The following is a 26,430-nucleotide window of genomic DNA, read 5'->3' as shown; positions in this document are numbered from 1 at the left end:
CGCTGCCGATCCGCGCAGCCACCCCTGTCCAACGCACGAGGCACCCCATGAAGCGCCATCGCATCGCCCTCGCCTTCTCTCTTGCCTTGCTCGCCCCGCTGGCGGCGCCGGCCGTGGCCGGCACCGCTGCGGCGCAGGCCGCCGTTCGCGGCGACATCGTCGCCGTCGCAAGCGGCTCGCCCCGGCACACCACGCTCGTGGCAGCGGTCAAGGCCGCCGGCCTGGTCGACACGCTGCAGGGCACCGGACCGTTCACCGTGTTCGCGCCGGTCGACGCGGCGTTCGACGCCCTGCCTGCCGGGACCGTCGACACCCTGCTGCAGCCGGCCAACACCTCGCGCCTGGCCGGCGTGCTGACCTACCACGTCGTGCCGGGCAAGCTCGATGCGGCCTCGCTGGCGGCCAGGATCAAGGCCGGCGGCGGCAAGGCCACGCTCACCACCGCGCAGGGCGGGACGCTCGTCGCGAGCCTGGATGGCGACCGCGTGCAGCTGACCGATGCCAAGGGCGGCTCGGCGCACGTGACCGCCGCCGACCTGGCCGCCAGCAACGGCGTGGTCCACGTCATCGACCGCGTGCTGATGCCCTGACGTACCCCGTTCGCCGGGTGGCGGTCATGCACCCCGCCACCGGCCACCCTACCGACGAGACCATCGCCATGAACAAGCTGCTGCTCGCCACCGCGCTCTGCACCCTCGCACCCGCGGCCTTCGCCGGCCCCACCGAAGGCCGCTTCTCGATGTCCGTGCTCGGCTCGCTCGACACTCCCGTCAGCGGCGACGTGCACAAGGGCGCCACCGTCGCGGTCCCCGACCTGGGTCCGCTCAACCCCGCGCTGGCCGGGGTCGATGCCGAACTGCGCATCGGCGCGCGCGGCCACGACCAGGTCTACGGTGCGGCGATGTCGGTCGGCCTGGAGCTGGCCTATGGCCTGTCCGAACGCTCCGAGGTGTTCGTCCAGGCCCGCCAGACCAGCGCCGACGACGGCCGCTTGCGGGTCGGCGCCGCCTACGTGCCCGCGCTGGCCACCGAGCTCGACGTCTTCGGCCACTTCTCCGGCTATGACGCCTACGCGTGGGAGTTCGGCTACCGGCACTACTTCGGCGAGGCGCGCTGGGCCCGGCCGTTCGTGGCGGCGCGCCTGGGCGCGACCGAGACCGATGCCATCCAGGCCACCTTCGACATTCCCGCCGCCGCGATCACGATCCCGGACGCCCCGTTCTTCGAGAAGGCGTGGGCCGTGAGCGGCGGGGTCGAAGCCGGGGTGCAGGTCCCGTTCACCGAGCGCTTCGGCATGACGATCAGCGGAGGGATCAACTACATCGGCGACCTGTCCGACGACGACTCCGCGCTTGCCGGGCTCGGCCTGGCGGCGATCAACGACACCGGCAGCCGGGTGTCGGTGCCGCTGTCGATCAGCGGCCGCTGGGACTTCTGAGTCCGATCCGCGCGCTGGCCCGCACGGGCCAGCGCCGGACCGCCGCCCGCCCCGCTCCATTGCGGCCCTGGGCCCGGCGCGTCAGCCCGACACGCCCAGCAGCCACCGCGCCATCCCTGTCCATGGCGCGGAGGTGATCGCCAGCAGCTCGATCGCGTGCACCGCGACCATCGCGCCTCCCGCCCACAGGTAGACCGGATGCACGCGCCGCAGCATGAGCCAGTCGCGTGCGATGGCGACCAGAAGCAGCGTGTCGGCCACGATCGAGAAGGTCACGAACGGATGCGGCACGCCGGGAAGGAAATGGCGGAACCGCAGCCAGGCCGGCGCCAGCGCCGAGATGGTGGCCAGCAGCAGCAGGCGCTTGTGGCTTTCGCCATCGCGGCGCATCGCCACGGCCGCGCCGACCAGCGCGCCGAACAGCAGCATCTCGACCAGGATGTTGACGAACTGGCCCAGCGCGAAGTCGCCGCCACCGGCCGCCAGGTCGCGGCGGGTCGCGAACAGTCCCACGCCCACGCCAGAGGCCATGATCGCCACGCACAGGCCGGCGCCGAACCAGCCCCAGCGTCGATGCTGCACCATCCGGCGCTGCCGGACGCGCCACGCCTGGGCGATGAACAGCAGCAACCAGCCGAACAGAAGCGCGCCATGCACGTGCACCACCGCTGGCGCGCTGAAACTCCGGCGCGCCAGCGGCACGAAGTACGTGCCCGTGAAGCCGGCCAGGGCCACGGCCAGGAACAGCACGCCCATGGCCAGGAAGAACCGGGCTCGCGGCCTGGCTTCGACACGCATCGTTCCCCCCTGCGACATCGTCACCGCCGGCGCCATCGTTGCGCGGAAAAACGCGGAAGCAGTCCCCGGCCGGCCACCGGCCCGTGCCGCGCTAGCGTACCTCCTCCATCAACCCGACCAGGTTGCCGTCGGGGTCGCGCAGGAATGCCGTCCACAACTCATGGTCGGGCATGCGCGCGGTGAGCTGCGGTTCGCGCTCGCCCGTCGCACCCCGCCCGCGCATCGCCGCGTGCGTGGCGGCGATGTCGTGCACGCGGAAGTAGAGGATCGAATTGGCGCCCACCGCGCCCGTGCCCTGCGGCGTGGTCAGCATGATCCTTGTCCCGTCGGCGTCCAGGAACGCCAGTTCCGGCCCCGCCCGGAACAGGAACGCCAGGCCGAGCACGTCGCGGTAGAAGCCGAGCGCCGCGTCGACGTCGGCGACGGTGATCGCGACCTGGCGGATGCCGTGCGCGCGCGGGTTGCTTTCCATGGTCAACCTCCTCCCTGGTGCAGGTTCAGCCGGCGGACGTCGAGGCGCGCAGGCCATCGCCGTCGTGGAGCTCGCGGATCCACCACTGGACGGCGGGATCGTCGCCGGCGAAGCGCATGTGCGACGCCATGTCGACCAGCATCGCGTCGTCCGGCCGCAGCCACGCCGCCACGTACGCGAACAGGTCGGGCGCACGCGCGCGGAACTCGAAGCCATCGTGGTCGAACTCGAACACATGGCCGGCCCGGTCACCCTCCGTCGCCACCAGGATGTAGTTGCCGGAACCCGGCACCTCGCCGACGACCAGCGCCGAGCCGAGCCAGGCCGGCCGCAGCCCGTCTTCGTCGTCGCCCAGTGCCGCGATCCATGCCCCGAAGCCTTCGCGAAGCGCCGGCCAGGCCGCCACCGGCGCGATGAACCGCCCAGCGTCGCCACTCGCCGCATCGTGGTACAGCGTCACGCTGCCGAAATGGCGGTAGAACTCGTCCACCCGGCCGGCGACCGGCGGCAGCCCGGGCGGCACCGGCGGCGCGACCTCATGGTGGAACGGAACCTCCCGCGTCCCTCCGCCCGCATGGATCCGCTCGCAGAGGAAGTGGCCGGAATGCGTGCGCAGGGCGAGTTCGAGGGCATGCGGTTGCAACGGGATCTCCCAGGCGGGGGCGCGATCGGAAGTCGCGCGTCCGCGGCCCGCGCGCTCAAGGGGCGGAGCGGGCGGGCACGCCGCGCTGCCGGCCGATGCTGCCGGGTCGCGGCGGCCCCGGCAAGCCGCGACCGGCTCAGCGCTTGCGCGGATCCAGCCGGTACAGCCGCCCCTGCGCGCCCTTGCCGCCGTCCTCGAGCAGCCAGACCGTGCCGTCCGGCCCCTGTTCGACCTCGCGGATGCGCGTGCCCATGTCGAAGCGCTCGGCCTCGCGCGCACGATCGCCGTCGAAGGCCACCCGCACCAGGCTCTGCGACGACAGGCCGCCGATCAGGCCACTGCCCTTCCAGCCCGGGTAGCGGTCGCCGCTGTAGATGACGAAACCGGCCGGCGAGATCACCGGCGTCCAGGTGACCACTGGCGCGCGGTACTGCGGCTGGGTGTCGTGGTCGGGAATCGGCTTGCCGTCGTAGTGGTCGCCGTTGGAGACGATCGGATAACCGTAGTTGGCGCCCTTCTCGATCAGGTTCAGCTCGTCGCCGCCCTTGGGCCCCATTTCGTGCACCCACAGCCGGCCATCGGCGTCGAAGGCGATGCCGAGCATGTTGCGGTGGCCCAGCGACCAGACCTGCTCGCTGACCTTGCCCTGTCCGGCGAACGGATTGCCCTCCGGCACGCTGCCATCGTCGCGCAGGCGCACGATCTTGCCGAGGTTGGAATCCATGTCCTGCGCCGGATCGAACTTCTGCCGTTCGCTGGAGGTGATCCACAGCAGGCCATCGCTGCCGAACGCGAGGCGGTGGCCGTAGTGGCCGTTGCCCGCGACCTTCGGCACCTGCCGCCAGATCACCTGCAGGTCGTCGAGCTCGTTGGCCTCCAGGTCCAGCCTGGCGCGCGCCACCGCGGCCCCGGAAGTGTTGCCTTCGCCGGCTTCGGCATAGCTGAGGTAGACCCAGCCGTTCTGCGCGAACTGCGGATGCAGCACCACGTCACCGAAGCCGCCCTGCCCGGCGTGCACGACCTCGGGGACGTGCGCGATGCGGGTGCGCTTGCCGCTGGCCACGTCCTGCACCCAGAGGCGCCCGGCCTTCTCGGTGACCAGCAGGCGGCCATCGGGCAGGAACGTCATCGCCCACGGTTCGTCGAACCGCGCCATCTCGACCGTATCGAAGGGGCGGTCCGCGGCCGCGGGCGCCTGCGCCGAGGCGGCGGCACTGGCGAGCAGGAGTGCGGACGCGAGCAGGGTGAGGGGGGAACGGCGCATGGCGTGACCTCGCAGGGCGGACGGAAGGGATCCGATGCTACGCGGCGCACGTCACGCCGCCGTGACGCGCCCGGCGCGCGTCAGCGCGCGCGCCTGAGCGCGGCGAAGGCATCCAGCGCCGCCTGCCGGCCTTCGGCCAGGCCGACCTGCGGCGTGCGCGGATAGCCGGGGGCGTGCCGGCGCAGCAGGTCCGGGTGTTCCCACGGCGCCCACCGCGCCGGCAGCGGCAGCGCGGCCAGCTCGGGCACCCAGCGCGCGATGTAGGCCCCGTCCGGATCGAACCTGCGCGCCTGGCTGACGGGATTGAACACGCGGAAGTACGGCGCCGCGTCGGCGCCGGTGCCGGCGCTCCACTGCCAGCCCTGGGTGTTGTTGGCCAGGTCGGCGTCGACCAGCGTGTCCCAGAACCAGCGCGCGCCGTGCTCCCAGTGCAGGCGCAGGTGCTTGGTCAGCCAGCTGGCCACGACCATGCGCACGCGGTTGTGCATCCAGCCGGTGTGCCAGAGCTCGCGCATGCCGGCATCGACGATCGGCACGCCGGTGCGGCCGTGCCGCCAGGCCTCGAGGCGGGCAGGGGTCGGCCTGGCCCAGCGGAAATCCTCGAAACGGGCATCGAGGTTGCGGTCCGGCACGTGCGGATGGTGGTGCAGCACGTGGTGGGCGAACTCGCGCCAGCCCAGCTCGGCGAGGAAACGGTCGCGATCGTCGGCGGCGATGCCGTCGCCGGCGTCGAGCACGGCCGCGGCCACGCGCTGCACCGATACCTCGCCGAAGTGCAGGTGCGGCGACAGCCGCGACGTGCCTGGCGAGGCGGCCATGTCGCGCGTGGCGGCATAGCCGTCGAGCACGCGCGCGGTGAACCCGGCGAGCGCCTCGCGGGCCCCCGCCTCGCCCGGCGTGAAGCGCTGCCAGAAGCCGGCGTCCCATGCCGGGCGTGGCGCCGGCAGCAGGTCGTCCAGCGCCGCGCCGTGCGGCGTCCCCGCTTCGTCCGGCGAGGGCAGCCGCGCCGGCGCGTCCCAGGTCTTCGGCGTGCGCCACTGCCCCCGCGCCGTGCGCCAGAACGGGGTGAACACCCGGTACGGGTCGCCCTGCCTGGTCGCCACCTCCCACGGCTCGAACAGCAGCGAGCCGTTGAAGCTTTCCGCGTGCAGCCCGGCCGCGCGCAGCGTGCGCTTGATCTTCGCATCGCGCTGTTCGACGGCCGGCTCGTAACGCCGCGTCCACAGCACCGCTTCGGCCCCGGTGAGGGCGGCGGTGGCCTGCAGCATCGGCAGGCTGTGCCCGTGCAGGACCAGCAGGCGCGAGCCGCGTGCCTCCAGCGCGGCCGCCAGCGCGGCCAGCGAGCGCCGGCGCCAGGCGTCGGACGCGGCCCCCGGCGCCCATGCGCCCTCCTCGTCCGGCGCGTGGATGTACACCGGCACCGGCAGCCAGCCGCGCTCCAGCGCGGCGCGCAGCGCCGGATGGTCGTCCAGGCGCAGGTCGTCGCGGAACCAGACCAGGGCGACCGCCATCGTCCGCCCCTATCCCGTGCCGCGGTTCCTGCCCTGCCAGGGCCGGTACCACTCGCGGATCGCGGCCATGTCGGCCGCCAGGTCGCCGCTGGTGTGGAACAGCGGGCCGATCCCGATGACCTTCTCGGGGTAGTGGAAGTAGGCCATCAGCACCGGCACGCCGGCGCCGTGGGCGATCTTCAGGAAGCCGGACTTCCACTGCTGGACCGGCTTGCGCGTGCCCTCCGGGGCCAGCGCGAACCACAGCTTCGGCGAACCCCGGATCAGCTCGATGCTCTGCCCGACCACGCCCTGCGGCTTGCTGCGGTCCAGCGGGATCACGCCCAGGTTGCGCAGCACCACCGACAGCGGCCACCAGAACAGCGAATCCTTGCCGAGGATGCGCGCGTCGAACCCCAGCGCCATCTTCGCGGCCATGCCCCAGATGCCGTCCCAGTTGGACGAATGCGGCGCGGCGATCAGCACCAGCCGCGGCACGTCGGGGAACGTCCCGGTGACGCGCCAGCCGCCCAGCCGCAGGATCGTGCGGCCGAGCCAGCGCGAGAAACGCCGCGAGGCCGGCACCTGCGGCATGTTCGGCGGGATGGCCGGCAGCAGCGGCGGAACGGTGGCCATGCTCAGTCCCAGCTGCGGGTGGTGCGCGCGCGCTTGATCTCGCCGCGTTCGCGCTTGCCGTCGAGCCGGCGCTGCTTGGCCGCACGGGTCGGCTTGGTCTCGATCCGGCGCTTGGGCACCGACAGTCCGGCGGCGATGAACGCGGCGAGCCGCTCGCGTGCGTCCTGCCGGTTGCGGTCCTGGGTGCGGAAGCGCTGCGCATCGATCACCAGCACGCCGGCATCGGTCAGGCGGCGGTCGCGGCGGGCCAGCAGGCGCGCGCGCAACGGCTCGGGCAGCGACGGCGAGCCGGCGATGTCGAAACGCAGCTCCACCGCGCTGGACACCTTGTTGACGTTCTGGCCGCCGGCGCCGCTGGCGCGCACGAAACGCTCGACGATCTCCGCTTCGGGGATCGCCAGCTCCGGGCTGATGGTGACGACGTCGGTGGACATGGGCGGCGATTGTACGGGAGCCCCTCGTCGCGTCGCTGTGTGCGGTGCAGCAGCGCGGGCCGCTGCTCAGCGGACCGGCAGGGTCCAGCCGAACAACGCCATCGCCCTGAGGAACTCGCCCTCGACCGGGGCCTCCACCCGCGTCGGCGCCCCCGTCCGCGGATGCGGGAAGCCCAGCTGCCAGGCATGCAGCAGCATCCGGTGCACGCCGCGCATGCGGAACGCGCGGTTGTGGCGGCCGTCGCCGTGGCTGGTGTCGCCGATCATGTGGTGCGAGGCGTGCTTGAGGTGGCGGCGGATCTGGCGGAAACGGCCGGTCAGCGGCTCGCATTCCAGCAGCGCGTAGCGCGAGGTGGCGAAACCGGCCGACGGCTCGTCCAGCTCGCCGGTCGCCAGGCGGCGGAACCGCGTCACCGCCGGCTTCTTCTGCGGCTTGCCCGGGCCGCCGTCCAGCGGGTGGTCGATCTCGAACGCCTCCTCCGGCCAGCCCCGGCAGACGGCCAGGTAGCGCTTGTCCAGCTGCTGGGCCATCACCGCCTTGCCCAGCGCCGAGGCGCTGTCCCGGTCGAAGGCCAGCAGCAGGCAGCCGCTGGTCGCCCGGTCCAGGCGGTGCACCAGGTGGATCGGCCGGCCGAACTGCGCGCGCAGGCGGTCGGCGGCGAAGTCGGTCTCGTCGGCGGCCAGCACGCTGTCGTGCACCATCAACCCGGCCGGCTTGTCGACCACCGCCAGCCACGCATCCTCGTACAGCACCTGCAACCGCATGCATCCTCCGGCGCCGCTGCGGGGACGCGCGGCATCTGCGACACTCGAAGCGCCGGCGTTCGCCGGCATCCTTGCACTGGAGACCACGGATGATCCCCGGAAAGCCCATTCTCGCATTCGCCCTGGCGCTGGCCCTCGCGCTGCCCGGCGCAGCACCCGCCGCGACCGCCCTGCCCAAGGGCGTGGCCGCCGGCCCCAGCATCGAGGGCATCAGCGAGTTCACCCTGGCCAACGGCCTGCGCGTGCTGCTGTTCCCGGACCCGACCAAGCCCACGGTCACGGTCAACCTGACCTACGGCGTCGGCTCGGTGCACGAGAACTACGGCCAGACCGGCATGGCCCACCTGCTCGAGCACCTGCTGTTCAAGGGTACGCCGACCCATGACGACATCAGCGGCGAAATGAAGCGCCGCGGCATCGAGTTCAACGCCACCACCTCGCTGGACCGGACCAACTATTTCGCGTCCTTCCCGGCCAACCCGGACACCCTCGCATGGGTGCTGGGCATGGAGGCGGACCGCATGCTGCACTCGCGCGTGGCCAAGGCCGACCTCGACAGCGAGATGACCGTGGTCCGCAACGAACTCGAGGCCGGCGAGAACAACCCGGTCGGCGTGCTGATGCAGCGGCTGCGCTCGACCGCCTTCCTCTGGCACAACTACGGGCACTCCACCATCGGCGCGCGCTCGGACGTCGAAGGGCTGCAAATCGGCCAGCTGCAGGCCTTCTACCGGACCTGGTACCGGCCCGACAACGCGACCCTGGTGATCGCCGGCCGCATCGACCCGGCCGACACCCTGGCCAAGGTGCAGGCCGCGTTCGGCAAATCCAGGAACCCGGAAACCGCGCTGCCACGCGCCCCCACGCGCGAGCCGGCACAGGACGGCGAGCGGGTGGTGACCGTGCGCCGCACCGGCGACCTGAACCTGGTCGCCGCGGCGTACCACATCCCGGCGCGCACCCATGCCGACAACGCGGCGCTGGCGGTGCTCGGCAACGTCCTCGGCCACACCCCGGGCGGGCGCCTGCACCGCGCGCTGGTCGAGCCCCGCATCGCCGCCGGGGCGGGCGCGAGCGCCGAAGGCCTCGCCGATGCGGGCCTGTTCACCGCCGTGGCGGTGCAGCCGCGCAGCGGCGACGCGGCGAAGATGGAGGACGTGCTGCTCGCCCAGCTCGAACAGCTGGCCAAGGCGCCGGTCACCGACGAGGAGGTGGCGCAGGCGCAGCAGCGCATCGCCAACGCGTACGACCTGTACTTCACCGACGTCAACGCGGTCGGCATGGGCCTGTCCGAGTTCGTCGCCGCCGGCGACTGGCGCCTGCTGTTCACCAGCCGCGACGCGATCGCGAAGGTCACCGCCGCCGACGTCAACCGCGTCGCCGCGCAGTACCTTCGCGCGAGCAACCGGACGCTGGGCCGCTTCGTGCCGACCGACGCGCCGGACCGGGTGGACGTCCCGGTCGCGCCCGCCGCGGCCAGCGTGGTCGCCGGCTACACCGGCCGTGCGGCGGTGGACGCGGGCGAGCACTTCGACCCCAGCCCGGCCAACATCGAATCGCGCACCGAGCGCTTCACCCTCGGTGACGGGCTGAAGGTGGCACTGCTGCCCAAGCGCACCCGCGGTGGGACCGTGGTGGTCAGCGGCACGTTCCGCTTCGGCGACGTCGCCTCGCTCACCGGCCGCGATACCGCGGCCGGGATGACCGGGGCGATGCTGATGCGCGGATCGAAGGCGCTGAGCCGCGTGCAGATCGACCAGAAGCTGGAGGCGTTGCAGACCCAGGGCGGGGTGTCCGGTGGACTGCAGGGCGCCAACCTGGCCCTGACGACGCGCCGCGCGCAGTTGCCCGAAGCGCTGGCGCTGATGGCCTCGCTGCTGCGCGAGCCGGCCTTCCCGCAGGACGAATTCGAGCAACTGAAGCTGCAGGCGATCACCGGGATGGAGGCCTCGCGCAGGGAGCCGGCCAGCATCGCCTCGCAGGCGCTGGCGCTGCATTTCGACCCGTGGCCGGCCGGACACCCGCTGCATGTGGAAACGCTGGACGAATCGCTCGCGCGCCTGCGCGCGCTGCAGCGCGATGACCTGGTCGCCTTCCATCGCGACTTCTACGGGACCGCGCAGGGCGAGGTGGCGATCGTGGGCGACTTCGACCCGGCGGCGGTGCGCAGCCAGCTCCAGACGCTGTTCACCGGCTGGACGACATCGCACGCGTACCGGCCCATCTCCACGCGATTCCAGGCCGTGTCCGCGGCGGTGGAGCGCCTGCCGGCGCCGGACAAGCCGAACGCGGTGCTGCTGGCGCGCCACAACGTCGCCGTGCGCGTCACCGACCCGGACTACCCCGCGCTGGTCGTCGCCAACCGCATCTTCGGCGGCGGCGCGCTGAAGTCGCGACTGGGCGACCGCATCCGCCAGAAGGAAGGCCTGAGCTACGGCGTGGGCAGCGCCATCCACGCCGACGACAGCCTCGGCGGCCAGGACGATGCCGGCAGCTTCAGCATCCAGGCCATCGCCGCGCCGCAGAACATGGACCGGGTCGAGGCCGCGGTGCGCGAGGAAATGGCCAGGCTGGCCACCGGCGGCGTCACCCCCGCCGAACTGCAGGATGCGGTGTCCGGGCTGCTGACCGAACGCGAGCAGGGACGCGCGGACGACGGCCAGGTCGCCGGCATGCTGCAGGACCAGCTGTTCTTCGGCCGCACGATGCAGTTCACCGCGGACCTCGATGCCCGGTACCGCGCGCTGACGGTGGACCAGGTCAATGCCGCGATCCGCAAGCACCTGGATCCCGCGAAACTGAGCGTGTTCGTGGCGGGCGACTTCGCCGCCGCGGCGAACGCGCCTGCGCCGGCGGCCGCCACGCCGCCCGGCGGCTGACCGCGCGCGAACCTGGGTCGTGGCGGGCGCGGCGAGGCCGCCCGCCACGAGGCGTCGCGGCTACCGCCGCGGCAGCGCCGCCAGGATCGCCCAGAGGCCGCCGAGGCCCGCGATCCAGGCCGACAGCGGCACGCCGAACAGGCGCGGCCCACCGGCCTCCAGCGCATACAGCACCGCGGCCACCACCAGCAGCCCGCTGCCGAGGATGGCGGCCACCGAGCGCCGCTGCATCGTCTGCAGCGTGCGAGCGACCTCGGCCAGCTCCTGCGAGCGGATGCCCATCTCGTGCCGGCCTTCGACCTGCTGTTCCAGCCAGGCGTGCAGCAGCCGCGGCATCTCCGGGGCGCGGGTCATCAGTTCCGGCGCGCGCTTGCGGAACTCGCGCATCAGCCGGCGCGGGCTGTAGCGCTCGCGCAGGATCCGCTCGAGCACCGGCTGCGCCACCGCCCAGATGTCCAGCCTGGGGTCGAGCTGGCGGCCGACGCCCTCGATGTTGAGCAGGGTCTTCTGCAGCAGGATCAGCTGAGGCTGCAGGGTCAGCTCGTAGCGCTGCGCGGTGCGGAACAGCTTGGCCAGCACCTCGGCCAGCGAGATCTCGCTCAGCGGCCGGGTGAAGTACGGCTCGCACACCGCGCGCGCGGCGGCCTCCAGCTCGTCGATGCGCACGGTCGCCGGCATCCAGCCGGCCTCCACGTGCAGCTCGGCGATGCGCCGGTAGTCCTTGTGGAAGATGGCCATGAAGTTCTCGGCCAGGTAGTACTGGTCCTGCGCCGAGAGCTGGCCGACGATGCCGAAGTCCAGCACCACGAAGCGCGGATCGAGCCGGCGCGCCGGGTCGTCATCGACCCAGATGTTGCCGGCGTGCGCGTCGGCGTGGAAGAAGTTGTCGCGGAACACCTGGGTGTAGAACACGCGCACGCCCTTCTCCGCCAGCACGCGCCGGTCGATGCCGGCCGCGTCCAGCGCGGCGACGTCATCGGACGGAATGCCGCTGACCCGCTCCATGGTCAGCGCGCGCTCGGCGGTGTGGCTCCAGACCACCTCCGGCACGTACAGGTCGGGCGAACCGGCCCACAGGCGGCGCATCACGCTGGCATTGGCGCCCTCGCGCTGCAGGTCCAGCTCGGCCGCCAGCGTGGTCTCGATCTCGGCCACCACCGCCTGCGGCCGGATCTTGTCGGCGTTGGGATGGGTGCGGTCGACCAGCGCCGCCAGCGACTTGAGCAGGGCGATGTCGGCGGCGATCTGCTTCTCGATGCGCGGCCGCAGCACCTTGACCACCACCTCGCGGCCGCCGTGCAGGCGCGCGGCATGGACCTGCGCGATCGACGCGGAGGCCAGCGGCACGGTGTCGAAGCGCGCGAAGGCGGTGCTGACCGGCTGGCCCAGCGCCTGCTCGACGATCGCGCGCGCGGCGTCGCCGTCGAACGGGGCCACCTGGTCCTGCAGCAGCGCCAGTTCCTCGGCGATGTCCGGCGGCAGCAGGTCGCGGCGGGTCGAGAGGATCTGCCCGAACTTGACGAAGATCGGCCCGAGCTCCTGCAGCGCCAGGCGCAGGCGCGCGCCGCGCGGCAGGTTCGCGATCGCGGCGGGCGCGCGCGGCGCGAACGGCTTGCCCAGCCTCAGCCAACGCTCCGCCGGGGTGTCGTCGAGCAGTTCATCCAGGCGGTAGCGCAGGACCACCCGGCCGATCCGCCAGGCGCGCAGCGCGGCCCTCACCGGGCCACCTCCACGCGCGGCAGGCGGGCGATGCGCGCGGCGATGCGCTCGACGTCGTCGCGCAACGCATCGACGTCGTCGTTGAACGCCGCCAGCTCGGCGCGCGCGACCACGTCGCGGCTTTCCTCGGTGAGGTATTCGGCCCCGGATCGGGCCAGGCCTTCGGCGGTCCGCTTCGCGCCGCGCAACGCCGCGGCCGCCGCGCTGGCGACCTGCACGCCGACGATCTCGCCGAAGGCGGCGACGAACGGCTGCTGCCAGTCCGGGTCGAACCCGGCCGCCAGCCGCTGCAGGCGCTGGGCCAGCTCGGCATCGCCGGACACATGCAGCCGGCCGCCGGGACGGGCGCCGGAGAAGAAGGGCANGGGTCGAACCCGGCCGCCAGCCGCTGCAGGCGCTGGGCCAGCTCGGCATCGCCGGACACATGCAGCCGGCCGCCGGGACGGGCGCCGGAGAAGAAGGGCAACTGCCCGAGCAGTCCGCCCACGGTTCCGCGCACCGCCAGGTCCGCCTCGCGCAACGGCGGGCCGACCTGCAGGTAACCGCGGTGCACGCCGATCTCCAGGGCCAGCGGCGGCGATTGCAGCGCCAGCGAAATGCGGCGCCCGTCCAGCGCCGCGAGCGCGTCGCGGGTGTCCGGGTCCAGCGCCACGGCGCGGTTGAGCGCCACTTCCAGGGCGCGTCCGGCCAGCGGCTTGAGGGCATCGAGGGGCGTCGGCATGGCCGCCATTCTACCGGCAAGGCATCGACGCCCCGCCGCCGCGGTGCCGACGCCCCGCAGAAAAAAAGACGGGCGGGGCCCAAGGCCCCGCCCGTCATCCGGCATCCCTGCCTGCCGCGCGCCGGTACGGTCACGGCCCGGGCGGCGAGCTCCCTCCGTGCGGGCGCTGCTAGACCTTGCGGCCGCGCAGCAGCGAAACGGCGCCCAGGATCAGGAACACGACGAACAGGATCCAGGCGATGTTGGTGGCGGCGCCGGCGATGCCGCTGAAACCCAGCAGCGCGGCGATGACGGCGATGACGAAGAAGACGACGGCGTAATGAAGCATCGGGGCATCCCTCGGTGAGCGCCACTCCGGGCGGTTGCGGGGGATAGTGCGGACCGGGCGGTGGTGATCAGGTGATGGCCGCCGCCGGCTGCCATGCGGCCTTCAGCCTTGTGAGCCCCTCGTCAAAGGACACCTGCGGCACGTACCCGAAATCGCGGCGCGCAGGTTCCATGCTGTACCAGTGCGGCGTGCTCAGCTGCTCGGCGAGGAAGCGGGTCATGGGGGGTTCGCCGCCCAGGCGCAGCAACGGCCACAGGCGCTCGCAGACCACGCCGATGCGGTAGGCGGCCTTGAAGGACAGGTGCCTGTCCACCGGCGGGGCGCCGGCGGCGGCCAGCAGCGCGTTGAGCAGTTCGCCCATCGGCCTGGGTTGGCCGTTGGAAATGAAGTACGCCTTGCCCGCGCACGCCGCGCCGGGCCGCAGGTGCTCGAACGCGTCGAAGTGGGCCTGCGCCGCGTTGTCGATGTAGGTGGTGTCGACCAGGTTCCGGCCGCTGCCGACGATGCGCAGGCGGCCGGCGCGCGAGCGCTCCACCAGCCGCGGCAGGATCTGCGCGTCGCCCGGGCCCCAGATCAGCCGTGGCCGCAACGCGACCACGGCCAGCGCCGGATCGTTGGCGGCCAGCACCTCCTGTTCGGCGATCGCCTTGGTCGCCGCGTAGGGCGCCTGGAAGTCCTCGCCGTACGGCACCTCGTCGGCGCCGAGTCCTTCCACCGGATGGGTCGCGCGGTGGGTCACGCTCGGCGTGGAGGTGTAGACCAGCCGGCCGATGCCGTGGCCGCGGCACGCGGCCAGCACGTTGCGGGTGCCGACGACATTGGCCTGGAAGTAGCTGTCGTAGCTGCCCCACGCACCGGCCTTGGCGGCGTTGTGGAAGACCGCGTCGACGCCGGCCGCCGCGTGCGCCACGGCGTTCGCGTCGGCAAGGTCGCCGCGCACCTGGCCGACCCCCAGCGCCGCCAGCGCCGGCGAATGGCTGCGCTGGAAGCTGACCACCTCGTGCCCGCGTTCGCGCAGGCCGCGGCACAGCGCCTGGCCGAGGAAACCGGCGCCGCCGGTGACCAGGATCTTCATGCATTCGCTCCAAGGCGGGTGGCGGCCCAGCCGGCCAGCGTCTCGCGGCCGATCTTGGCGTTGTGGCGGATGTCGACCGGGAACCCCGGGTGCGGCAGGAACGTGGCCACCCGCGCGGTGTGCGCGTGGCCGGCGCCGATCGCGCGCAGTTCGCCTTCGATGCGCGCGAACTCGCCGGCATGGATGCCTTCGGCCAGCTCCACGCACAGCACCGGGCGCTGCGCGCCGTGCGCGCCGACGCCGACCAGCGCGGTGCGGCGCACCTGCGGGTGCACGTTGAACACCGGTTCGACCTGTTCGGTGTAGAGCGGCCCGTCGGCGGCCTCCACGCGATGGGTCTTGCGGCCGCAGAACCACAGCCGGCCCTGCGCGTCGAAATAGCCGACATCGCCCATCCGGTGCACGACGCGCTCGCCGCCGCCGGCCAGCGCCTCGCGGATCTTCGCCGCGCGGGTGGCGGCGTCGCGGTTGAAATAGCTGTCGGTGGCGGTGGGGCCGGCGACGGTGATCTCGCCGACCTCGCCCGGCGCCAGGATGCGCACGCCCGACCAGTCGGCGACCGGCGCGTCGTCGATGGCGATGATCCGGACCTCGTTCGGCGGCACCGGCCGGCCGACGCAGGTGCCGGCGCCGGCTTCGGTCGCCGCGCGCGTGCCCTGCAGTTCGCGGCCTTCGATCACCGCCACCGGCAGGCATTCGGTGGCGCCATAGGGCGTCCAGAACTGGGCCTCGTCGGGCAGCAGCGTGCGGATCTTCTCGACCACCTCCGGCGGCACCGGCGCACCGGCCGAGGTCACCCGGCGCAGCGTCGGCAGCGGCCGGCCGTGGTCGGCCAGCACCCGCATCAGCGCCGGCGAGCCGAACAGCTGGCTGACGCCGAAGCGGCGGATCGCGTCGTGCAGGCGCTCCGGGTTGGCCCGCGCCGGGCGGGTCGGATCCATGTCCGGGATCACCGAGGTCAGGCCCAGCGCAGGATCGAACAGCGCGAACGGCGGAAAGGTCGGCAGGTCCACGCCACCGGGCTCGATGCCGAACGCCTCGCGCATCATCCCGACCTGGGCGACGAAGTGGCGGTGGCGGTAGACCACGCCCTTGGGCACGCCGGTCGAGCCGCTGGTGAACAGGATCGCGGCCACGTCGTCCGGTGCGGTGTCGGCCAGCTGGGGTCCGGCCTTCGCACCGTCGCGTTCGACCCGCGCCAGCGTGGTCCCGCCCCAGCCCCAGCGGCGCCCGACGGTCACCAGGTGCCGCGCCGACCCGGCCCAGCCCAGCACGCGCCGCGCCAGGTGCGCGAGCGGGATGCCGATGAAGGCCTCGGCCTGCGCCTCGTCCAGGCACTGCTTCAGCGCGCGCCGGTCGATGCCCGGGTCGACCAGCACCGGCACCGCCCCGGCCTTGAACAGCGCGAACATCAGCAGGAAGAATTCGGGCGAGGGCCGCACCATCACCACGGTGCGCATGCCGCGGCCGATCCCGTGGCGGGCCAGGCCGGCGGCGATCGCGTCGCTGCGCGCATCCAGCGCGCGGTAGTCGAGGACGACGTCGTAACGGGCCAGGCCGCCGCCCGCGGCGCGGCCGCCGGGGCAGCGGATCGCGGGCTGGTCGGGACGTTCGGCGGCCAGCCGCGGCAGCGCCGCGGCGATGTTGCAGGCCAGCCGCGGCGGCGCCGTGGCAAGGTCGGGTTGCGTCATCGGCCGATTATCGCCCATCCCACGCACGCGCCCGCCCCTGCACGAAGCTGAAGCGGGCGCGCTTGCGCGGCGTGGCGGTTGCGGCAGAATGCCGCGCCCCCTCCTCACGATCGCCGCGCAAGGCCCGGCTTCCATGGCCCACCCCTGCCTGTCCTGCGGCGCCTGCTGCGCCTTCTTCCGCGTCAGCTTCCACTGGAGCGAGGCGGATCCTTCGCTGGGCGGACGGGTGCCGGTCGAGCTGACCGACAGCCTGCGCAGCCACGAGCGGGTCATGCGCGGCACCTCGCAGTCCAAGCCGCGCTGCATCGCCCTGGATGCCGACATCGGCCGCTACAGCCGCTGCACCATCCACGACCGCCGGCCGTCGGTCTGCGCCGCGGTGCCGGCCTCGCTGGAGTTCGGCGAACGCAGTCCCCAATGCGACAAGTCGCGGCTGGCGCATGGCCTGCACGCACTGACCGAAGCCGACTGGGCCGGCGTCGCCGACGCCGAGCGCAATCCCCTGCCGGCGGCCTGAGCCCCGGCGCCGTCGCAGGCGCGGCGGCACGACCGGCGGTCGACCCGCAGGGCGCCCTGGAGCGATGGCGGCCGGGCACGCCGGCGCTGGCATGCGCAGGTGGCCCAGGTGCGCGCCGAGGCGCGGCGCCCGCACCCGGCACTGCGGTGGCTCCATCACACGCATCACGTCGGCCCGGGCCAGCAGCACCTGGGCGACCGCCGCTCCGGCCTCGTGCTCCAGGCCGGCGGCTTCCACGCCGCCCCATCCGCGAACACCTGTTCGGCGGCGGGACCGCGCCGGCGGTTCTGGCCGCGGGCGAGCAGCCCCCGCGGCGGCGCCGGCCCTCCGCTAGAGCGGGTGGGTATCGAGGAAGCGGCGGATCGCCGGCACCAGCAACTCGTGCTTGTCCTCCAGCACGTAGTGGCCGGCATCCTCGAACGCGTGGACCTCGGCATCCGGCAGGTCGGCACGGAAGCGGGCGAGGAAGTGGTGGTCGAACACGAAGTCCTTCAGGCCCCAGCCGATGAATGCCGGGCGGTCGGCGAAGGACGGCAGCGCCCTGCCGGCCGCCTCCAGCAGCGGCCATGCCGCGTCCTTCGGCGACAGCGGGATGTCCTGCATGAAGCGGATCGTGGCGATGCGGTGCTTCCACGAGTCGTACGGGGCCACGTAGGCGCGGCGCACGTCCGCCGGCATCCTCCGCTCCACGCCCAGCCACGACGCGCCGGCGGAGAACGCATTGAACCCGCGCACCACCATCTCGCCGACGAAGTAGTCGCGGCCCAGCGCGATCTGCCACGGCATGGCCTTGTCGGCCGGCATCGGGAACGCGGCGGTGTTGAGGACCACCAGCCGCTTGACCTGCGCGGCGTGCGCGAGCGCCCAGCCGAAGCCGATCATGCCGCCCCAGTCGTGCACGGCCAGCGTGACCGGCGTGGCGTCGTCGACGCCGGCATGGCGCAGCAGCGCCTCCAGGTCGTCCACCCGCGACTGCAGCGTGTAGTCGTAGCGCGGCGAGGAGGCGAGGTAGTCGTCGGGCTTGTCGGACAGGCCCATGCCGACATGGTCCGGCACGATCACGCGGTAGCGGTCGGCGAGCCCGGGCACCAGCGTGCGCCAGTAGTAGCTCCACGACGGATTGCCGTGCAGGGCGACCACGATGTCGCCATCGCGCGGGCCCTCGTCCAGGTAGGACATCGAGATGCCGGGACGGACCTCGAAGCGCTTCGGATGGGCGGGATAGCCGGGGAACTGGGACACGGGGCAGCCGGTTTGCGCGGAAACCGCGCATTGTAGGCCAGCGCGCGCCCCCGCCGGCCGGCGATCCGGGAGCGGATTCCGGCCCCTTGGCGCCCCGCAGGGACTACCATGCACGCCCCTTCCCGCTCCACGCCCGCCATGGCCACGCCCCCGCCCTACCTCGACGACGCGCAGATCGAACGGCTTTCCGCGCTGCTCGAACAACGCGCCGTTCCGTTCCGCGGCTTCAACCTGGAGGCGCTGGACGGCTTCCTGTCGGCGCTGGTGGTGGCGCCGTCGCCCGTGCCGCCGGAGGAGTGGCAACCGGTCGTGTGGGGCGGCAAGGAGCCGAACTGGGGCAGCGCCAGCGAGGCGCAGGACGTGCAGACCCTGCTGCTCGGCCACTGGAACATGTGCGCCGCGCGCGCGCGCCGCGGCGAGGAAGACCTGCCCGACCACCTGATGCCGCTGATGTGGCTGCCGGAGGACCCGGAGCAGGGCGAGGATGCGCTGGGCGAGGACGAACTGGACGTCGGCCGCGAATGGGCGCTCGGCTTCTTCGAGGGCGTGGGCCTGCGCGAAGCCGGATGGGACCAGTGGCTGGACGAGAACGAATGGATCGAGGAGATCTTCGACCTGCTCGAACGCCTGGTCACCGGCGAGGTCGCCGAGGATCCGGCGAAGGCGCCCACGCCGCTCGGCTATCGCGACCGGCTCGGGATCGTGATGGACCTGCCGGGCATGCTGGCCGACCTCAACCACCACCACGTCGAGGCACTGACGCCGCGCACGCCGATCCGCCGCGAAGAAGGCCCGGGCCGCAACGATCCCTGCCCCTGCGGCAGCGGGAAGAAGTACAAGAAGTGCTGCGGGACGGAGTGAGCCCCGCCGCCCACTGAAGCGGACCCGGCATCCCGTGCGGACCGGAAACAGCGCCGTACCGCACCCGCGAAAAGAAAAGGGCCGGACAGGCCGGCCCTTCGCGTCAGCCGCCGGAGGCGGCGGCTACCACTCCACCTCGGCCATCGAGCAGTTCAGGCCCGAACCGATCCCGAGCAGGGCGATGCGGTCGCCCTTCTTCAGGCGGCCGAGCTCCTTCAGCTTGCTCAGCACGATCGGCACCGAGGCCGGGCCGATGTTGCCGTGCTCGCCGAAGATGGTCATGACCTTCTTGGGATCCACGCCCAGCGACTTGATGAAGGCCTGGGTATGCGGCCGGCTGACCTGGTGGATCACGAACTGGTCCAGCTCGTCCACCGCCCAGCCCAGCGCGACCTTGGCCGCGGCGAAGGTCTTGGTCGCCAGCTTGATGCCTTCGATCAGCAGCATGCGGGTATCGGTGACCATGCGGTCCAGGTTGCCCCGGCACAGCTGGTTGAACTCGGTGGCCGAACGGGTCACGCCGCCCTTGTAGCGCGGCGCGTCGGGCACCAGCTCGCGGCGGGCCAGGACCATCGCGGCGGCGCCGCAGCCCAGGGTCAGCGCGGCCATCTCGTCGCGGAACTGCTGTTCGGTCACGTCCGGGGACGTCATCCGCTCCAGGGTCTTCTCGTACACCAGGTTGGCGGTCTCGCCATCCACCACCAGCGCGTAGTCGATCTCGCCGCGCTCGAGCATCCGCGCGGCGATGTCCATGCCGTTGATGAAGGCCAGGCAGGCGTTGGCGACGTCGAAGGTCATGCACTCGTCGGACACGCCGAGGTTGCCCGAGACGATCGAGGCGGTGGACGGCTCGAGGTAGTCGCGGCTGACCGAGGTGTTGACCAGCAGGCCGACCTTGTCCACGCCGACGCCGGCGTCGGCCAGGGCCTTGCGGGCGGCCAGGGTGGCCACGTCGGACGCCTGCACGTCATGGTCCCACAGGCGCCGCGCGTGGATGCCGGCGATGTCGCCGAGCACGTCGACCCGGATGCCGAGGCGGTCCAGGGTCGGCTTCAGCCGCGCGTTGATTTCCTGCGAGGTCAGGGTATGCGGCGCATCGACATGCGCCAGCCCCGCGATCGAGACGTTCTTGAAAAGCATGGCAATCCACGCCCGTGGGGCGAAAGGGTCACCGATTCTACCGGCTGACCGCCTTCACCGCACCTTTACGTATGGCGTGGCCGCCGCGGGGGTTCAGCCGCCGCAGCGCCAGGCCGAGAACCGCTGGGTTCCGCCCGCCGGATCGCCCAGCGGCTGGATGGTGTCCGCCGGCAGCGCGGCGGCCTCGTTGCGGGCCAGGGTCTCCAGCTCGTCGCGCACCTTCACCGCGTCGCGATCGTAGAAGGCCACGCTGTGCTTGACCGACACCTCGATCTCGCCCTGCTTGGTGCAGCCGGCCGGCGCCCCGCCCGCGGCGACGACCCGGACCTGCTTGGCCTCCGGCTTGATCGCCACCCAGGTGCAGGCGGACAGCGGCAGGAGCAGCAGCAGGACAGTCAGGGGTCGGAGCATGGGCAGGAGTCCAGTGGCGGGGCGCTGAGGGCAAGGGTGACCGCGGGCGCGTGAACGGTACGGGAGCGGACCGCGAGGGTGCGCGGGTGGATATCGGGGTGGCGGCGCGGCGTGGAGCCGCCACCCCTGTAAGGACCTACTTCTTCGCCGACGCCACCGGCTTGCCGTCGGCATCCACCACGCGGACCTCGCCCAGGTTCAGCGCGCGCACCGGCGCCTCGACCTGCTCGAGGTCGCCGACCACGACCCAGACCAGCTTGTCCGGATCGAGCGTGGCTGCGGCCTGCTTCACCTGGTCCACGGTCAGTGCCTCGATCTCGTCCTTGCGCTTGAACACGTAGTCGTCCGGACGGTCATAGCGGACGATGCCGCCGATCGTGCCCATCACCGCGCGACCGGTCTCGTAGGCGCCCGGCAGGCTGCGGATCTCGCTGGCCTGGATCTTGGCCACCTCTTCGGCCTTCGGCGGCGCCTTGCCGCCGGCGTACTCGCGGATCTCGCGGTCCAGCTCCCGGAGCGACTCGGCGGTCTTGTCGATCTGCACCGGCGCGAAGCTGATCCACGGCCGCTGCCCGATCGCACCCGGGGCGCTGCTGTAGGCCCCGTACGCCCAGTGCTTGTCCTCGCGCAGGTTCATGTTCAGGCGCGAGGTGAACTCGCCGCCGAGCACCGAGTTGGCGAAGTCGAACCGGATGGCGCCCGCGTCCTTGGTCGAGGGCACGACCTGGCCCGCCAGGATCGTGGCCTGCACCGCGCCCGGCTGGTCGACCAGGTAGACGGCCGGCCTGGCCGGACGCTTGACCTCCGGCAGCGCGGCGGCGGCCACGGCCGGCGCACCGGGCTTCCAGTCGCCGAAGTGCTTCTCCAGCAGCGGCACGACTTCCTCCAGCGTGGTGTCGCCGACCACGATGAGCGTGGCGTTGTCCGGGCGCACCCACTGCTTCTGGAACGCGACGAGGTCGTCACGGGTCAGCGAACCGATCGACGCTTCCGTGCCGCTGCCGCTGAACGGGATCGCGTAGGGATGGTCCTTGCCGTACAGCAGCGGCGGCAGCACGCGCAGCGCGGCGCCGTTCGGGCGCGCCTTCTCCTGGTTGATGCCGGCGATCCAGGTCGCGCGCACCCGGTCGATCTCCTTCTGGTCGAAGCGCGGCTGGCGCAGCATGTCGGCGTAAAGCCCGAGCGATGCGTCCAGGTTCTCCTTCAGCGCCGACAGGTAGGCATTGCCGCCGTCCAGCGAGGCGCCGGCGGCGAACACCGCGCCCAGCGATTCGGCGCGGTTGGCGAAGGCCAGCGCGTCCAGGTCGCCCGCGCCCTCGTCGAGCATGCCCATGGTGAAGCTGGAGGTACCCAGCTTGCGGCCCTGGTCGGCGGCGAAGCCGCCCTTGAACTCGTAGCTGAACTGCACCACCGGCACCGCGTCGCGTCGGGCGAGGATCACCCGGGTGCCATTGCTCAGCGTGGCCCGCTCGAGCGCCGGGAACTTCAGGTCCGGGAAGCTTCCCGGCACCGGCACGCCCTTGCTGCGATCGACCGTGGATGCGGTGGTCGTGTATTTCGCCTCGGGCTTGCCCGGCACGAACGGCGCAGGCGTCGGCGAGGGTTCCTCCTCGAGCACGGTACGGTCGCCCGGCACCACGACCAGGGTGTGCGACCCGTCGCCCAGCCAGCGCGCGCCGCTCTTCCTCAGGTCTCCGGCGGTGGCGTCGGCGATCACGTCCAGGCTGGTGCGGAAGCAGCCCGGGTCCTTCGTGTACACCGCGCACTCGGCCAGCGCGTCGGCCTTGCCGCCGAAGCCGCCGATGCGCTCCACGCCGCGCACGAAACTGGCGCGGATCATGGTCTGCGCCTGCTCGAGCTCGCCTGCGGTCGGGCCCTCGGCCAGCAGCTTCCGCAGTTCCTCGTCGATGATGGCCTCGACCCGGGCCGGGTCCACGCCCTGCTTCACGTCGGCGGTGATGTAGAAGGTGGAGGCGAGCTCGAACGGCTGCACGTAGGCGCTGACCTTGTCGACCAGCTTGTCCTCGTGCACCAGGCGACGGTCCAGGCGCGAGCTCTTGCTGCCGCCGAGCACCTGGCCGAGCAGCATCAGCCGGTCGAGGTCGGCATCCCCGTAGCCGGCCACGCTCCAGGCACGGTGGATGCGCGCCTGCGGAACCTTGTCGGTCATCGTCGCCCGCGAGGTGGCGCGCTCGACCGGGCCCGCCTTCACCCGCTGCATCGTCGGGCCGGCCGGGATGTCGCCGAAATAGCGCGACACCTTCTCCTTCGCCGTGGCCACGTCGATGTCGCCGGCCAGCACCAGCACCGTGTTGTTCGGGCCGTACCAGGCGCGGAACCAGTTCTTCACGTCCTCCAACGACGCGGCGTCGAGGTCGTTCATCGAGCCGATCGTGCTGTGGTGGTACGGGTGGCCCTTCGGGTACAGCGCGCGGTAGATCTCGTCGTCCGCCTGGCCGTAGGGCTGGTTCTCGCCCTGGCGCTTCTCGTTCTGGACCACGCCGCGCTGCTCGTCGAGCACCTTCTGGTCGATCGCGCCAAGCAGGTGGCCCATGCGGTCGGACTCCATCCACAGCGCCATGTCCAGCGCGGTGGTCGGCACGTTCTGGAAGTAGTTGGTGCGGTCGAGCCAGGTGGTGCCGTTCTGGTCGGTGGCGCCGGCCAGCTCGAAAGGCTCGAAGAATTCGCCGCGGTAATTCTCCGAGCCGTTGAACATCAGGTGTTCGAACAGGTGGGCGAAGCCGCTGCGGCCGGCCGGCTCGTCCTTGCTGCCGACGTGGTACCAGAGGTTCACCGCGACGATCGGCGCCTTGCGGTCGGTATGCACGATCACCCGCAGCCCGTTGGGCAGGGTGAACTCCTCGTAGGGGACCAGCTGCCCGCCGGTGGACGCGGCGGCCTTGGCGGCCAGGGCCGGCGAAGGCGCCAGGGCGGCGACGCCGAGCGAAGCGGTGATGGCCAGTACTAGGGCGGCCGTGCGCGGCCGACGGGCTACCGTCATGGTGACGCTCCTCGAGAGATGAACGCCGATCCTACCCAGCGGCCCCGGCCTTTACACTAGGCCACAAGCCATGCGGGCCGGGCCGTCCCGCCGGAGGCACCCATGCCGGAGCCGATCCACGCAGATCTCCAGTGCCTGGTGACAGGCGCCAGCCGCGGGCTGGGGCTGGAGTTCGTCCGCCAGTTGCTGGCGCGCGGCGACCGGGTGGTCGCGACCTGCCGGCACCCCGGCCGCGCCACCGCATTGAACACCCTTGCCGGCGAGCACCCCGGCCGCCTGCATGTGCTGCCCCTGGACGTGTCCAGCGCACGCAGCCGGGACGAACTGGTCCGCGAGCTGCCCCTGGTGCTGGAGGGCGCCCGGCTGGGGCTGCTGCTCAACAACGCCGGCGTCCTGCAGGGCGGCGAACGCTTCGGCACGGTGGCCGAATCGGACCTCGAGGCGAGCCTGCGCACCAACGCGACCGGCCCGTTCCTGCTGACCCAGGGCGTGGCGCCATTCCTGGCCGATGCCGGCACCTCGCAGCGGGGCGCGATCGTCGCCAACCTGTCGTCGGAGATCGGCTCGCTCGCCCGCCGCACCGAGTTCCGCACGCCCAGTTACGCCATCGGCAAGGCCGCCCAGAACATGGGCAGCGTGCTGCTCGGCCGCGCACTCGCGCCGCGTGGCATCGTCGTCGTGGCGCTGCATCCGGGCTGGGTGCGCACCGACATGGGCGGCGCCCAGGCCACGACCGCGGCGGGAGACGCCGTCAGCGCGCTGCTCGCGGTGATCGACCGGCTGGACGCCGCGGACAGCGGCCGCTTCCTCGACAGCCAGGGCCGCGAGCTGCCCTGGTAGGGATCAGGCGACCGGTCCCCGACCGGCATCGGCGCACCCGCTCATCTATAGGCGGTACCCGGCCGGCCCAGGGCGGCCCTCGTACGCCTGCGGCTGCACTGGCTGGGCCCTGAAGCCCTCGCGCCGACAGGTCCGACGGCAGGTTGCGCGTCCCTGATGTTGCCCTGCCGGACGTCCGCGCAGACCGCCGGACACCGCGGACACCTGAAAAATACTTGAAGCAACAACCACTTAAGGTTGGCACGAGGCATGCGTTGCTTACAGGTGCCGCACCGCCACCCGAACATCTACTGAACGGATGGTGAACAGAAGAGGGGAATCCAGAACTTCTGCTTGCGCTTGCTGGTTAGGTGTATTACTTTACTACCACACCACCGCTACACAACACCGGAGCACGCCATGAACGCCAAGACCCTCTCCGCCGCGATGAGCCTGATCCTGTCGCTGGCCGCCCTGTCCGCCAATGCCGAGACCCCGCGCGTCGACCACATCGTCGACCTGCCGGCCGTCACCGTCCGCCCCGACGTCGAACTGGCCCGCGTCGACCACATCGTCGACCTCCCCGCCGTCACCGTCCGCCCCGACGCCGCGCTGCGCGCCGAACTGGCCACCCAGGCCTTCGTCGCCCGCATCGTCGACCTGCCGGCCATCAACGTGCACCCGTCCGCCGAGCAGCTGGCCGAGCGCGCCGCGATCATCGCCGCCGAACAGGCCCGGGCCCTGACCGCCCAGCTGGCGTCCAACCTGCTGGCCGAGACCGTCGCCGTCACCCTGCCCTGACCGCCGCCGCGCGGCGGCGGGCAGGGCCCGCATACAATCGCCGCGATGCACGATCCTGTTTTCGACGTCCTGCTCTACCAGCCGGAAATCCCGCCGAACACCGGCAACGTGATCCGGCTCTGTGCCAACACCGGCGCGCGCCTGCACCTCGTCGAACCGCTCGGGTTCGCGATGGAGGACAAGCAGCTGCGGCGCGCCGGCCTGGACTACCACGAGTTCGCCCGCGTGCAGGTGCACGCCAGCCTGGACGCCGCGCTCGAGGCGATCCGGCCGCAGCGGCTGTTCGCGCTCAGTACCCGTGGCCAGGTCCGCCACGACCAGCCGCGCTACGCCGACGGGGACGCCTTCCTGTTCGGCCCGGAAACCCGGGGCCTGCCGCAGCCGGTCCTCGACGCCGTCCCTCCGCACCACCAGCTGCGCCTGCCGATGCGCCCGGGCAACCGCAGCCTCAACCTGTCCAACGCGGTCGCGGTGGTGGTGTTCGAGGCCTGGCGCCAGGCCGGATTCGCCGGCGCCGGTTGAGCCGGTGCAAGGCCCGAAGTTCCGGATCGGAACGCCTAATTTATGTACTGCTCAGTTTGATATTCAGGCTGGATTGAGCCGTGTCACGAATAATTGCGCACACCGGCCGGTCGAAGGCCGGGACAAAACAACCGACATAGAGGTCGATAGAACAATGAAGAAGTCCCTGCTTGCCCTGACCCTGCTGCTCGCCGCTCCGTTCGCCGCCTCGGCCGCCGAGGGCGTCTCCTACAACTATGTCGAGGGCGGTTACGCCGCGACCAACACCGACGGCGCCGATGCCGACGGCTGGGGCCTGAACGGCTCGGTGGCCATCGCCCCCAACTTCCACCTGTTCGGCGGCTACAGCAACCAGGAGCTCGACAACACCTCGATCGATTTCGACCAGTGGCGCGCGGGCGTGGGCTACAACCGCGAGATCGCCCCGGCCGCCGACCTGGTCACCCGCGTGGCCTACGAGAAGTTCGATGCCGGCAGCGGCTTCGACTTCGACGGCTGGAGCGCCGAAGTGGGCGTGCGCGGCGCGCTGCACCCGAACTTCGAAGGCTACGTCATGGCCGGCTACGAGGACGGCGACACCTACGACGGCGAGTTCTACGGCCGCGTGGGCGCCCAGGCCAAGTTCAACCAGAACTGGGGCGTGAGCGGCGACGTGAAGTTCGTCGACGGCGATACCCAGTGGTTCGTCGGCCCGCGCTTCAGCTGGTAAGCACCGCGTGCAAGAGCCGGGGGCGGTCCTCTCTCCCCGCTTCCCGGCTTGTTC

General features: G+C 72.1%; 24 protein-coding genes and 3 pseudogenes. 10 read left to right on the top strand and 17 right to left on the bottom strand.

The window, feature by feature from the left end:
* Positions 1 to 47: 47 nt before the first annotated feature.
* Both ACA089_RS13050 and ACA089_RS13045 read left to right on the top strand, forming a co-directional pair.
* Positions 48 to 590 (top strand): fasciclin domain-containing protein, encoded by a 543-nt coding sequence (locus ACA089_RS13050; protein WP_372017428.1) that lies wholly within the window; start codon positions 48 to 50, stop codon positions 588 to 590.
* Between the two features lie 26 nt (positions 591 to 616).
* Positions 617 to 1,438 carry a hypothetical protein gene (locus ACA089_RS13045; protein WP_372017426.1) on the top strand — a complete coding sequence of 274 codons (822 nt, stop codon included), beginning with the start codon at positions 617 to 619 and terminating at the stop codon, positions 1,436 to 1,438.
* Positions 1,439 to 1,519: 81 nt separating this feature from the next.
* Here ACA089_RS13045 and ACA089_RS13040 read toward each other — a convergent pair whose 3' ends face one another.
* The 8 genes from ACA089_RS13040 to ACA089_RS13005 all read right to left on the bottom strand — a co-directional run bounded on the left by ACA089_RS13040 (position 1,520) and on the right by ACA089_RS13005 (position 8,057).
* Positions 1,520 to 2,236, bottom strand: coding sequence for a hypothetical protein (locus tag ACA089_RS13040; RefSeq protein WP_372017424.1), 717 nt, complete (start codon positions 2,234 to 2,236; stop codon positions 1,520 to 1,522).
* A gap of 91 nt (positions 2,237 to 2,327) precedes the next feature.
* Entirely contained in the window at positions 2,328 to 2,708 is a 381-nt protein-coding gene (locus ACA089_RS13035; protein ID WP_372017422.1) for a VOC family protein, read from the bottom strand.
* A gap of 25 nt (positions 2,709 to 2,733) precedes the next feature.
* Entirely contained in the window at positions 2,734 to 3,351 is a 618-nt protein-coding gene (locus ACA089_RS13030; RefSeq protein ID WP_372017421.1) for a hypothetical protein, read from the bottom strand.
* A 136-nt stretch (positions 3,352 to 3,487) separates the two neighbouring features.
* Entirely contained in the window at positions 3,488 to 4,615 is a 1,128-nt protein-coding gene (locus ACA089_RS13025; RefSeq protein WP_372017420.1) for a PQQ-dependent sugar dehydrogenase, read from the bottom strand.
* Between the two features lie 80 nt (positions 4,616 to 4,695).
* Complete coding sequence (locus tag ACA089_RS13020) at positions 4,696 to 6,126, bottom strand: cryptochrome/photolyase family protein (RefSeq protein WP_372017418.1); 1,431 nt, start codon at positions 6,124 to 6,126, stop codon at positions 4,696 to 4,698.
* 9 nt (positions 6,127 to 6,135) lie between these two features.
* Positions 6,136 to 6,741, bottom strand: coding sequence for a lysophospholipid acyltransferase family protein (locus ACA089_RS13015; RefSeq protein ID WP_372017416.1), 606 nt, complete (start codon positions 6,739 to 6,741; stop codon positions 6,136 to 6,138).
* 2 nt (positions 6,742 to 6,743) lie between these two features.
* Positions 6,744 to 7,175, bottom strand: coding sequence for an alternative ribosome rescue aminoacyl-tRNA hydrolase ArfB (gene arfB, locus ACA089_RS13010; protein WP_372017414.1), 432 nt, complete (start codon positions 7,173 to 7,175; stop codon positions 6,744 to 6,746).
* Between the two features lie 66 nt (positions 7,176 to 7,241).
* Positions 7,242 to 8,057, bottom strand: a complete 816-nt coding sequence (locus ACA089_RS13005; RefSeq protein WP_372017412.1) for a pseudouridine synthase — start codon at positions 8,055 to 8,057, stop codon at positions 7,242 to 7,244.
* Here ACA089_RS13005 and ACA089_RS13000 point away from each other — a divergent pair.
* Complete coding sequence (locus tag ACA089_RS13000; protein WP_372017410.1) at positions 8,030 to 10,819, top strand: M16 family metallopeptidase; 2,790 nt, start codon at positions 8,030 to 8,032, stop codon at positions 10,817 to 10,819. The two genes, ACA089_RS13005 and ACA089_RS13000, sit on opposite strands and share 28 nt — an antisense overlap.
* Positions 10,820 to 10,879: 60 nt before the next feature.
* On the opposite strand, the gene ubiB is transcribed toward ACA089_RS13000, so the two are convergent.
* The 5 genes and pseudogenes from ubiB to oleC all read right to left on the bottom strand — a co-directional run bounded on the left by ubiB (position 10,880) and on the right by oleC (position 16,353).
* Positions 10,880 to 12,538 (bottom strand): ubiquinone biosynthesis regulatory protein kinase UbiB, encoded by a 1,659-nt coding sequence (ubiB, locus tag ACA089_RS12995; RefSeq protein WP_372017408.1) that lies wholly within the window; start codon positions 12,536 to 12,538, stop codon positions 10,880 to 10,882.
* A pseudogene (locus ACA089_RS12990) lies at positions 12,535 to 13,259 on the bottom strand (ubiquinone biosynthesis accessory factor UbiJ). Before ACA089_RS12990 ends, ubiB begins: the two are co-directional and overlap by 4 nt.
* A gap of 169 nt (positions 13,260 to 13,428) precedes the next feature.
* The gene (locus ACA089_RS12985; protein ID WP_162375829.1) at positions 13,429 to 13,587 is read right to left on the bottom strand and encodes a DUF1328 domain-containing protein; all 159 of its coding nucleotides are present in this window, start codon (positions 13,585 to 13,587) and stop codon (positions 13,429 to 13,431) included.
* A 67-nt stretch (positions 13,588 to 13,654) separates the two neighbouring features.
* Complete coding sequence (oleD, locus tag ACA089_RS12980; RefSeq protein WP_372017406.1) at positions 13,655 to 14,662, bottom strand: 2-alkyl-3-oxoalkanoate reductase; 1,008 nt, start codon at positions 14,660 to 14,662, stop codon at positions 13,655 to 13,657.
* Positions 14,659 to 16,353 (bottom strand): olefin beta-lactone synthetase, encoded by a 1,695-nt coding sequence (oleC, locus tag ACA089_RS12975; RefSeq protein WP_372017404.1) that lies wholly within the window; start codon positions 16,351 to 16,353, stop codon positions 14,659 to 14,661. The genes oleD and oleC overlap by 4 nt, the downstream gene beginning before the upstream one ends.
* Positions 16,354 to 16,486: 133 nt before the next feature.
* Here oleC and ACA089_RS12970 point away from each other — a divergent pair, with 133 nt between their 5' ends.
* The gene (locus ACA089_RS12970; RefSeq protein WP_372017402.1) at positions 16,487 to 16,870 is read left to right on the top strand and encodes a YkgJ family cysteine cluster protein; all 384 of its coding nucleotides are present in this window, start codon (positions 16,487 to 16,489) and stop codon (positions 16,868 to 16,870) included.
* Positions 16,871 to 17,200: 330 nt separating this feature from the next.
* Here the strand turns inward: ACA089_RS12970 and ACA089_RS12965 are convergent, their stop codons facing one another.
* Positions 17,201 to 18,112, bottom strand: a complete 912-nt coding sequence (locus ACA089_RS12965) for an alpha/beta fold hydrolase (RefSeq protein ID WP_372017400.1) — start codon at positions 18,110 to 18,112, stop codon at positions 17,201 to 17,203.
* Between the two features lie 108 nt (positions 18,113 to 18,220).
* Between ACA089_RS12965 and ACA089_RS12960 the strand changes: the two are divergent.
* Positions 18,221 to 18,745, top strand: a pseudogene (locus ACA089_RS12960) (UPF0149 family protein); the annotation flags it as partial.
* 120 nt (positions 18,746 to 18,865) lie between these two features.
* Positions 18,866 to 18,973: pseudogene (locus ACA089_RS16390) on the top strand (SEC-C metal-binding domain-containing protein); the annotation flags it as partial.
* Positions 18,974 to 19,096: 123 nt separating this feature from the next.
* On the opposite strand, the gene ACA089_RS12955 reads toward ACA089_RS16390, so the two are convergent.
* From ACA089_RS12955 to ACA089_RS12945, 3 genes are all read right to left on the bottom strand, one after another.
* On the bottom strand, positions 19,097 to 20,113 hold the full coding sequence (locus tag ACA089_RS12955) for a 3-oxoacyl-ACP synthase III (protein WP_372017397.1): 1,017 nt from the start codon (positions 20,111 to 20,113) through the stop codon (positions 19,097 to 19,099).
* Between the two features lie 93 nt (positions 20,114 to 20,206).
* Entirely contained in the window at positions 20,207 to 20,524 is a 318-nt protein-coding gene (locus tag ACA089_RS12950) for a DUF4156 domain-containing protein (RefSeq protein WP_372017395.1), read from the bottom strand.
* A 136-nt stretch (positions 20,525 to 20,660) separates the two neighbouring features.
* Positions 20,661 to 23,525: a M16 family metallopeptidase gene (locus ACA089_RS12945; RefSeq protein ID WP_372017393.1), complete on the bottom strand. Its 2,865-nt coding sequence runs from the start codon at positions 23,523 to 23,525 to the stop codon at positions 20,661 to 20,663.
* Between the two features lie 102 nt (positions 23,526 to 23,627).
* On the opposite strand from ACA089_RS12945, the gene ACA089_RS12940 reads away from it, so the two are divergent.
* The 4 genes from ACA089_RS12940 to ACA089_RS12925 all read left to right on the top strand — a co-directional run bounded on the left by ACA089_RS12940 (position 23,628) and on the right by ACA089_RS12925 (position 26,376).
* Positions 23,628 to 24,365 (top strand): SDR family oxidoreductase, encoded by a 738-nt coding sequence (locus tag ACA089_RS12940; RefSeq protein ID WP_372017391.1) that lies wholly within the window; start codon positions 23,628 to 23,630, stop codon positions 24,363 to 24,365.
* 399 nt (positions 24,366 to 24,764) lie between these two features.
* The gene (locus ACA089_RS12935; protein ID WP_372017389.1) at positions 24,765 to 25,145 is read left to right on the top strand and encodes a hypothetical protein; all 381 of its coding nucleotides are present in this window, start codon (positions 24,765 to 24,767) and stop codon (positions 25,143 to 25,145) included.
* A 45-nt stretch (positions 25,146 to 25,190) separates the two neighbouring features.
* A complete protein-coding gene (trmL, locus tag ACA089_RS12930; protein WP_372017388.1) occupies positions 25,191 to 25,667 on the top strand; it encodes a tRNA (uridine(34)/cytosine(34)/5-carboxymethylaminomethyluridine(34)-2'-O)-methyltransferase TrmL in 477 nt (158 codons plus the stop codon).
* Between the two features lie 154 nt (positions 25,668 to 25,821).
* Positions 25,822 to 26,376, top strand: coding sequence for an OmpO family porin (locus ACA089_RS12925; protein WP_372017386.1), 555 nt, complete (start codon positions 25,822 to 25,824; stop codon positions 26,374 to 26,376).
* Positions 26,377 to 26,430: the final 54 nt, after the last annotated feature.

The sequence above is a fragment of the Pseudoxanthomonas fibrivorans genome (assembly GCF_041464125.1).
Classification (GTDB): domain Bacteria; phylum Pseudomonadota; class Gammaproteobacteria; order Xanthomonadales; family Xanthomonadaceae; genus Pseudoxanthomonas.
Note: the sequence above shows the minus strand (reverse complement) of the source record. Positions and strands in the feature narration are given on the sequence as shown.

What these genes read in the sequence shown, in the direction of transcription:
- ACA089_RS12925 (WP_372017386.1), top strand. Translation starts at nt 25,822, where the DNA reads ATGAAGAAGTCCCTGCTTGCCCTGACCCTGCTGCTCGCCGCTCCGTTC.
- ACA089_RS12985 (WP_162375829.1), bottom strand. Translation starts at nt 13,587, where the DNA reads ATGCTTCATTACGCCGTCGTCTTCTTCGTCATCGCCGTCATCGCCGCG.
- ACA089_RS12970 (WP_372017402.1), top strand. Translation starts at nt 16,487, where the DNA reads ATGGCCCACCCCTGCCTGTCCTGCGGCGCCTGCTGCGCCTTCTTCCGC.
- ACA089_RS13020 (WP_372017418.1), bottom strand. Translation starts at nt 6,126, where the DNA reads ATGGCGGTCGCCCTGGTCTGGTTCCGCGACGACCTGCGCCTGGACGAC.
- ACA089_RS13045 (WP_372017426.1), top strand. Translation starts at nt 617, where the DNA reads ATGCACCCCGCCACCGGCCACCCTACCGACGAGACCATCGCCATGAAC.
- ACA089_RS12935 (WP_372017389.1), top strand. Translation starts at nt 24,765, where the DNA reads ATGAACGCCAAGACCCTCTCCGCCGCGATGAGCCTGATCCTGTCGCTG.
- ACA089_RS12955 (WP_372017397.1), bottom strand. Translation starts at nt 20,113, where the DNA reads ATGCTTTTCAAGAACGTCTCGATCGCGGGGCTGGCGCATGTCGATGCG.
- arfB (WP_372017414.1), bottom strand. Translation starts at nt 7,175, where the DNA reads ATGTCCACCGACGTCGTCACCATCAGCCCGGAGCTGGCGATCCCCGAA.
- ACA089_RS13035 (WP_372017422.1), bottom strand. Translation starts at nt 2,708, where the DNA reads ATGGAAAGCAACCCGCGCGCGCACGGCATCCGCCAGGTCGCGATCACC.
- ACA089_RS12950 (WP_372017395.1), bottom strand. Translation starts at nt 20,524, where the DNA reads ATGCTCCGACCCCTGACTGTCCTGCTGCTGCTCCTGCCGCTGTCCGCC.
- ACA089_RS13005 (WP_372017412.1), bottom strand. Translation starts at nt 8,057, where the DNA reads ATGCGAGAATGGGCTTTCCGGGGATCATCCGTGGTCTCCAGTGCAAGG.
- oleC (WP_372017404.1), bottom strand. Translation starts at nt 16,353, where the DNA reads ATGACGCAACCCGACCTTGCCACGGCGCCGCCGCGGCTGGCCTGCAAC.
- ACA089_RS13025 (WP_372017420.1), bottom strand. Translation starts at nt 4,615, where the DNA reads ATGCGCCGTTCCCCCCTCACCCTGCTCGCGTCCGCACTCCTGCTCGCC.
- ACA089_RS12945 (WP_372017393.1), bottom strand. Translation starts at nt 23,525, where the DNA reads ATGACGGTAGCCCGTCGGCCGCGCACGGCCGCCCTAGTACTGGCCATC.
- trmL (WP_372017388.1), top strand. Translation starts at nt 25,191, where the DNA reads ATGCACGATCCTGTTTTCGACGTCCTGCTCTACCAGCCGGAAATCCCG.
- ACA089_RS13050 (WP_372017428.1), top strand. Translation starts at nt 48, where the DNA reads ATGAAGCGCCATCGCATCGCCCTCGCCTTCTCTCTTGCCTTGCTCGCC.
- oleD (WP_372017406.1), bottom strand. Translation starts at nt 14,662, where the DNA reads ATGAAGATCCTGGTCACCGGCGGCGCCGGTTTCCTCGGCCAGGCGCTG.
- ACA089_RS13040 (WP_372017424.1), bottom strand. Translation starts at nt 2,236, where the DNA reads ATGCGTGTCGAAGCCAGGCCGCGAGCCCGGTTCTTCCTGGCCATGGGC.
- ACA089_RS13000 (WP_372017410.1), top strand. Translation starts at nt 8,030, where the DNA reads ATGATCCCCGGAAAGCCCATTCTCGCATTCGCCCTGGCGCTGGCCCTC.
- ACA089_RS12940 (WP_372017391.1), top strand. Translation starts at nt 23,628, where the DNA reads ATGCCGGAGCCGATCCACGCAGATCTCCAGTGCCTGGTGACAGGCGCC.
- ACA089_RS13015 (WP_372017416.1), bottom strand. Translation starts at nt 6,741, where the DNA reads ATGGCCACCGTTCCGCCGCTGCTGCCGGCCATCCCGCCGAACATGCCG.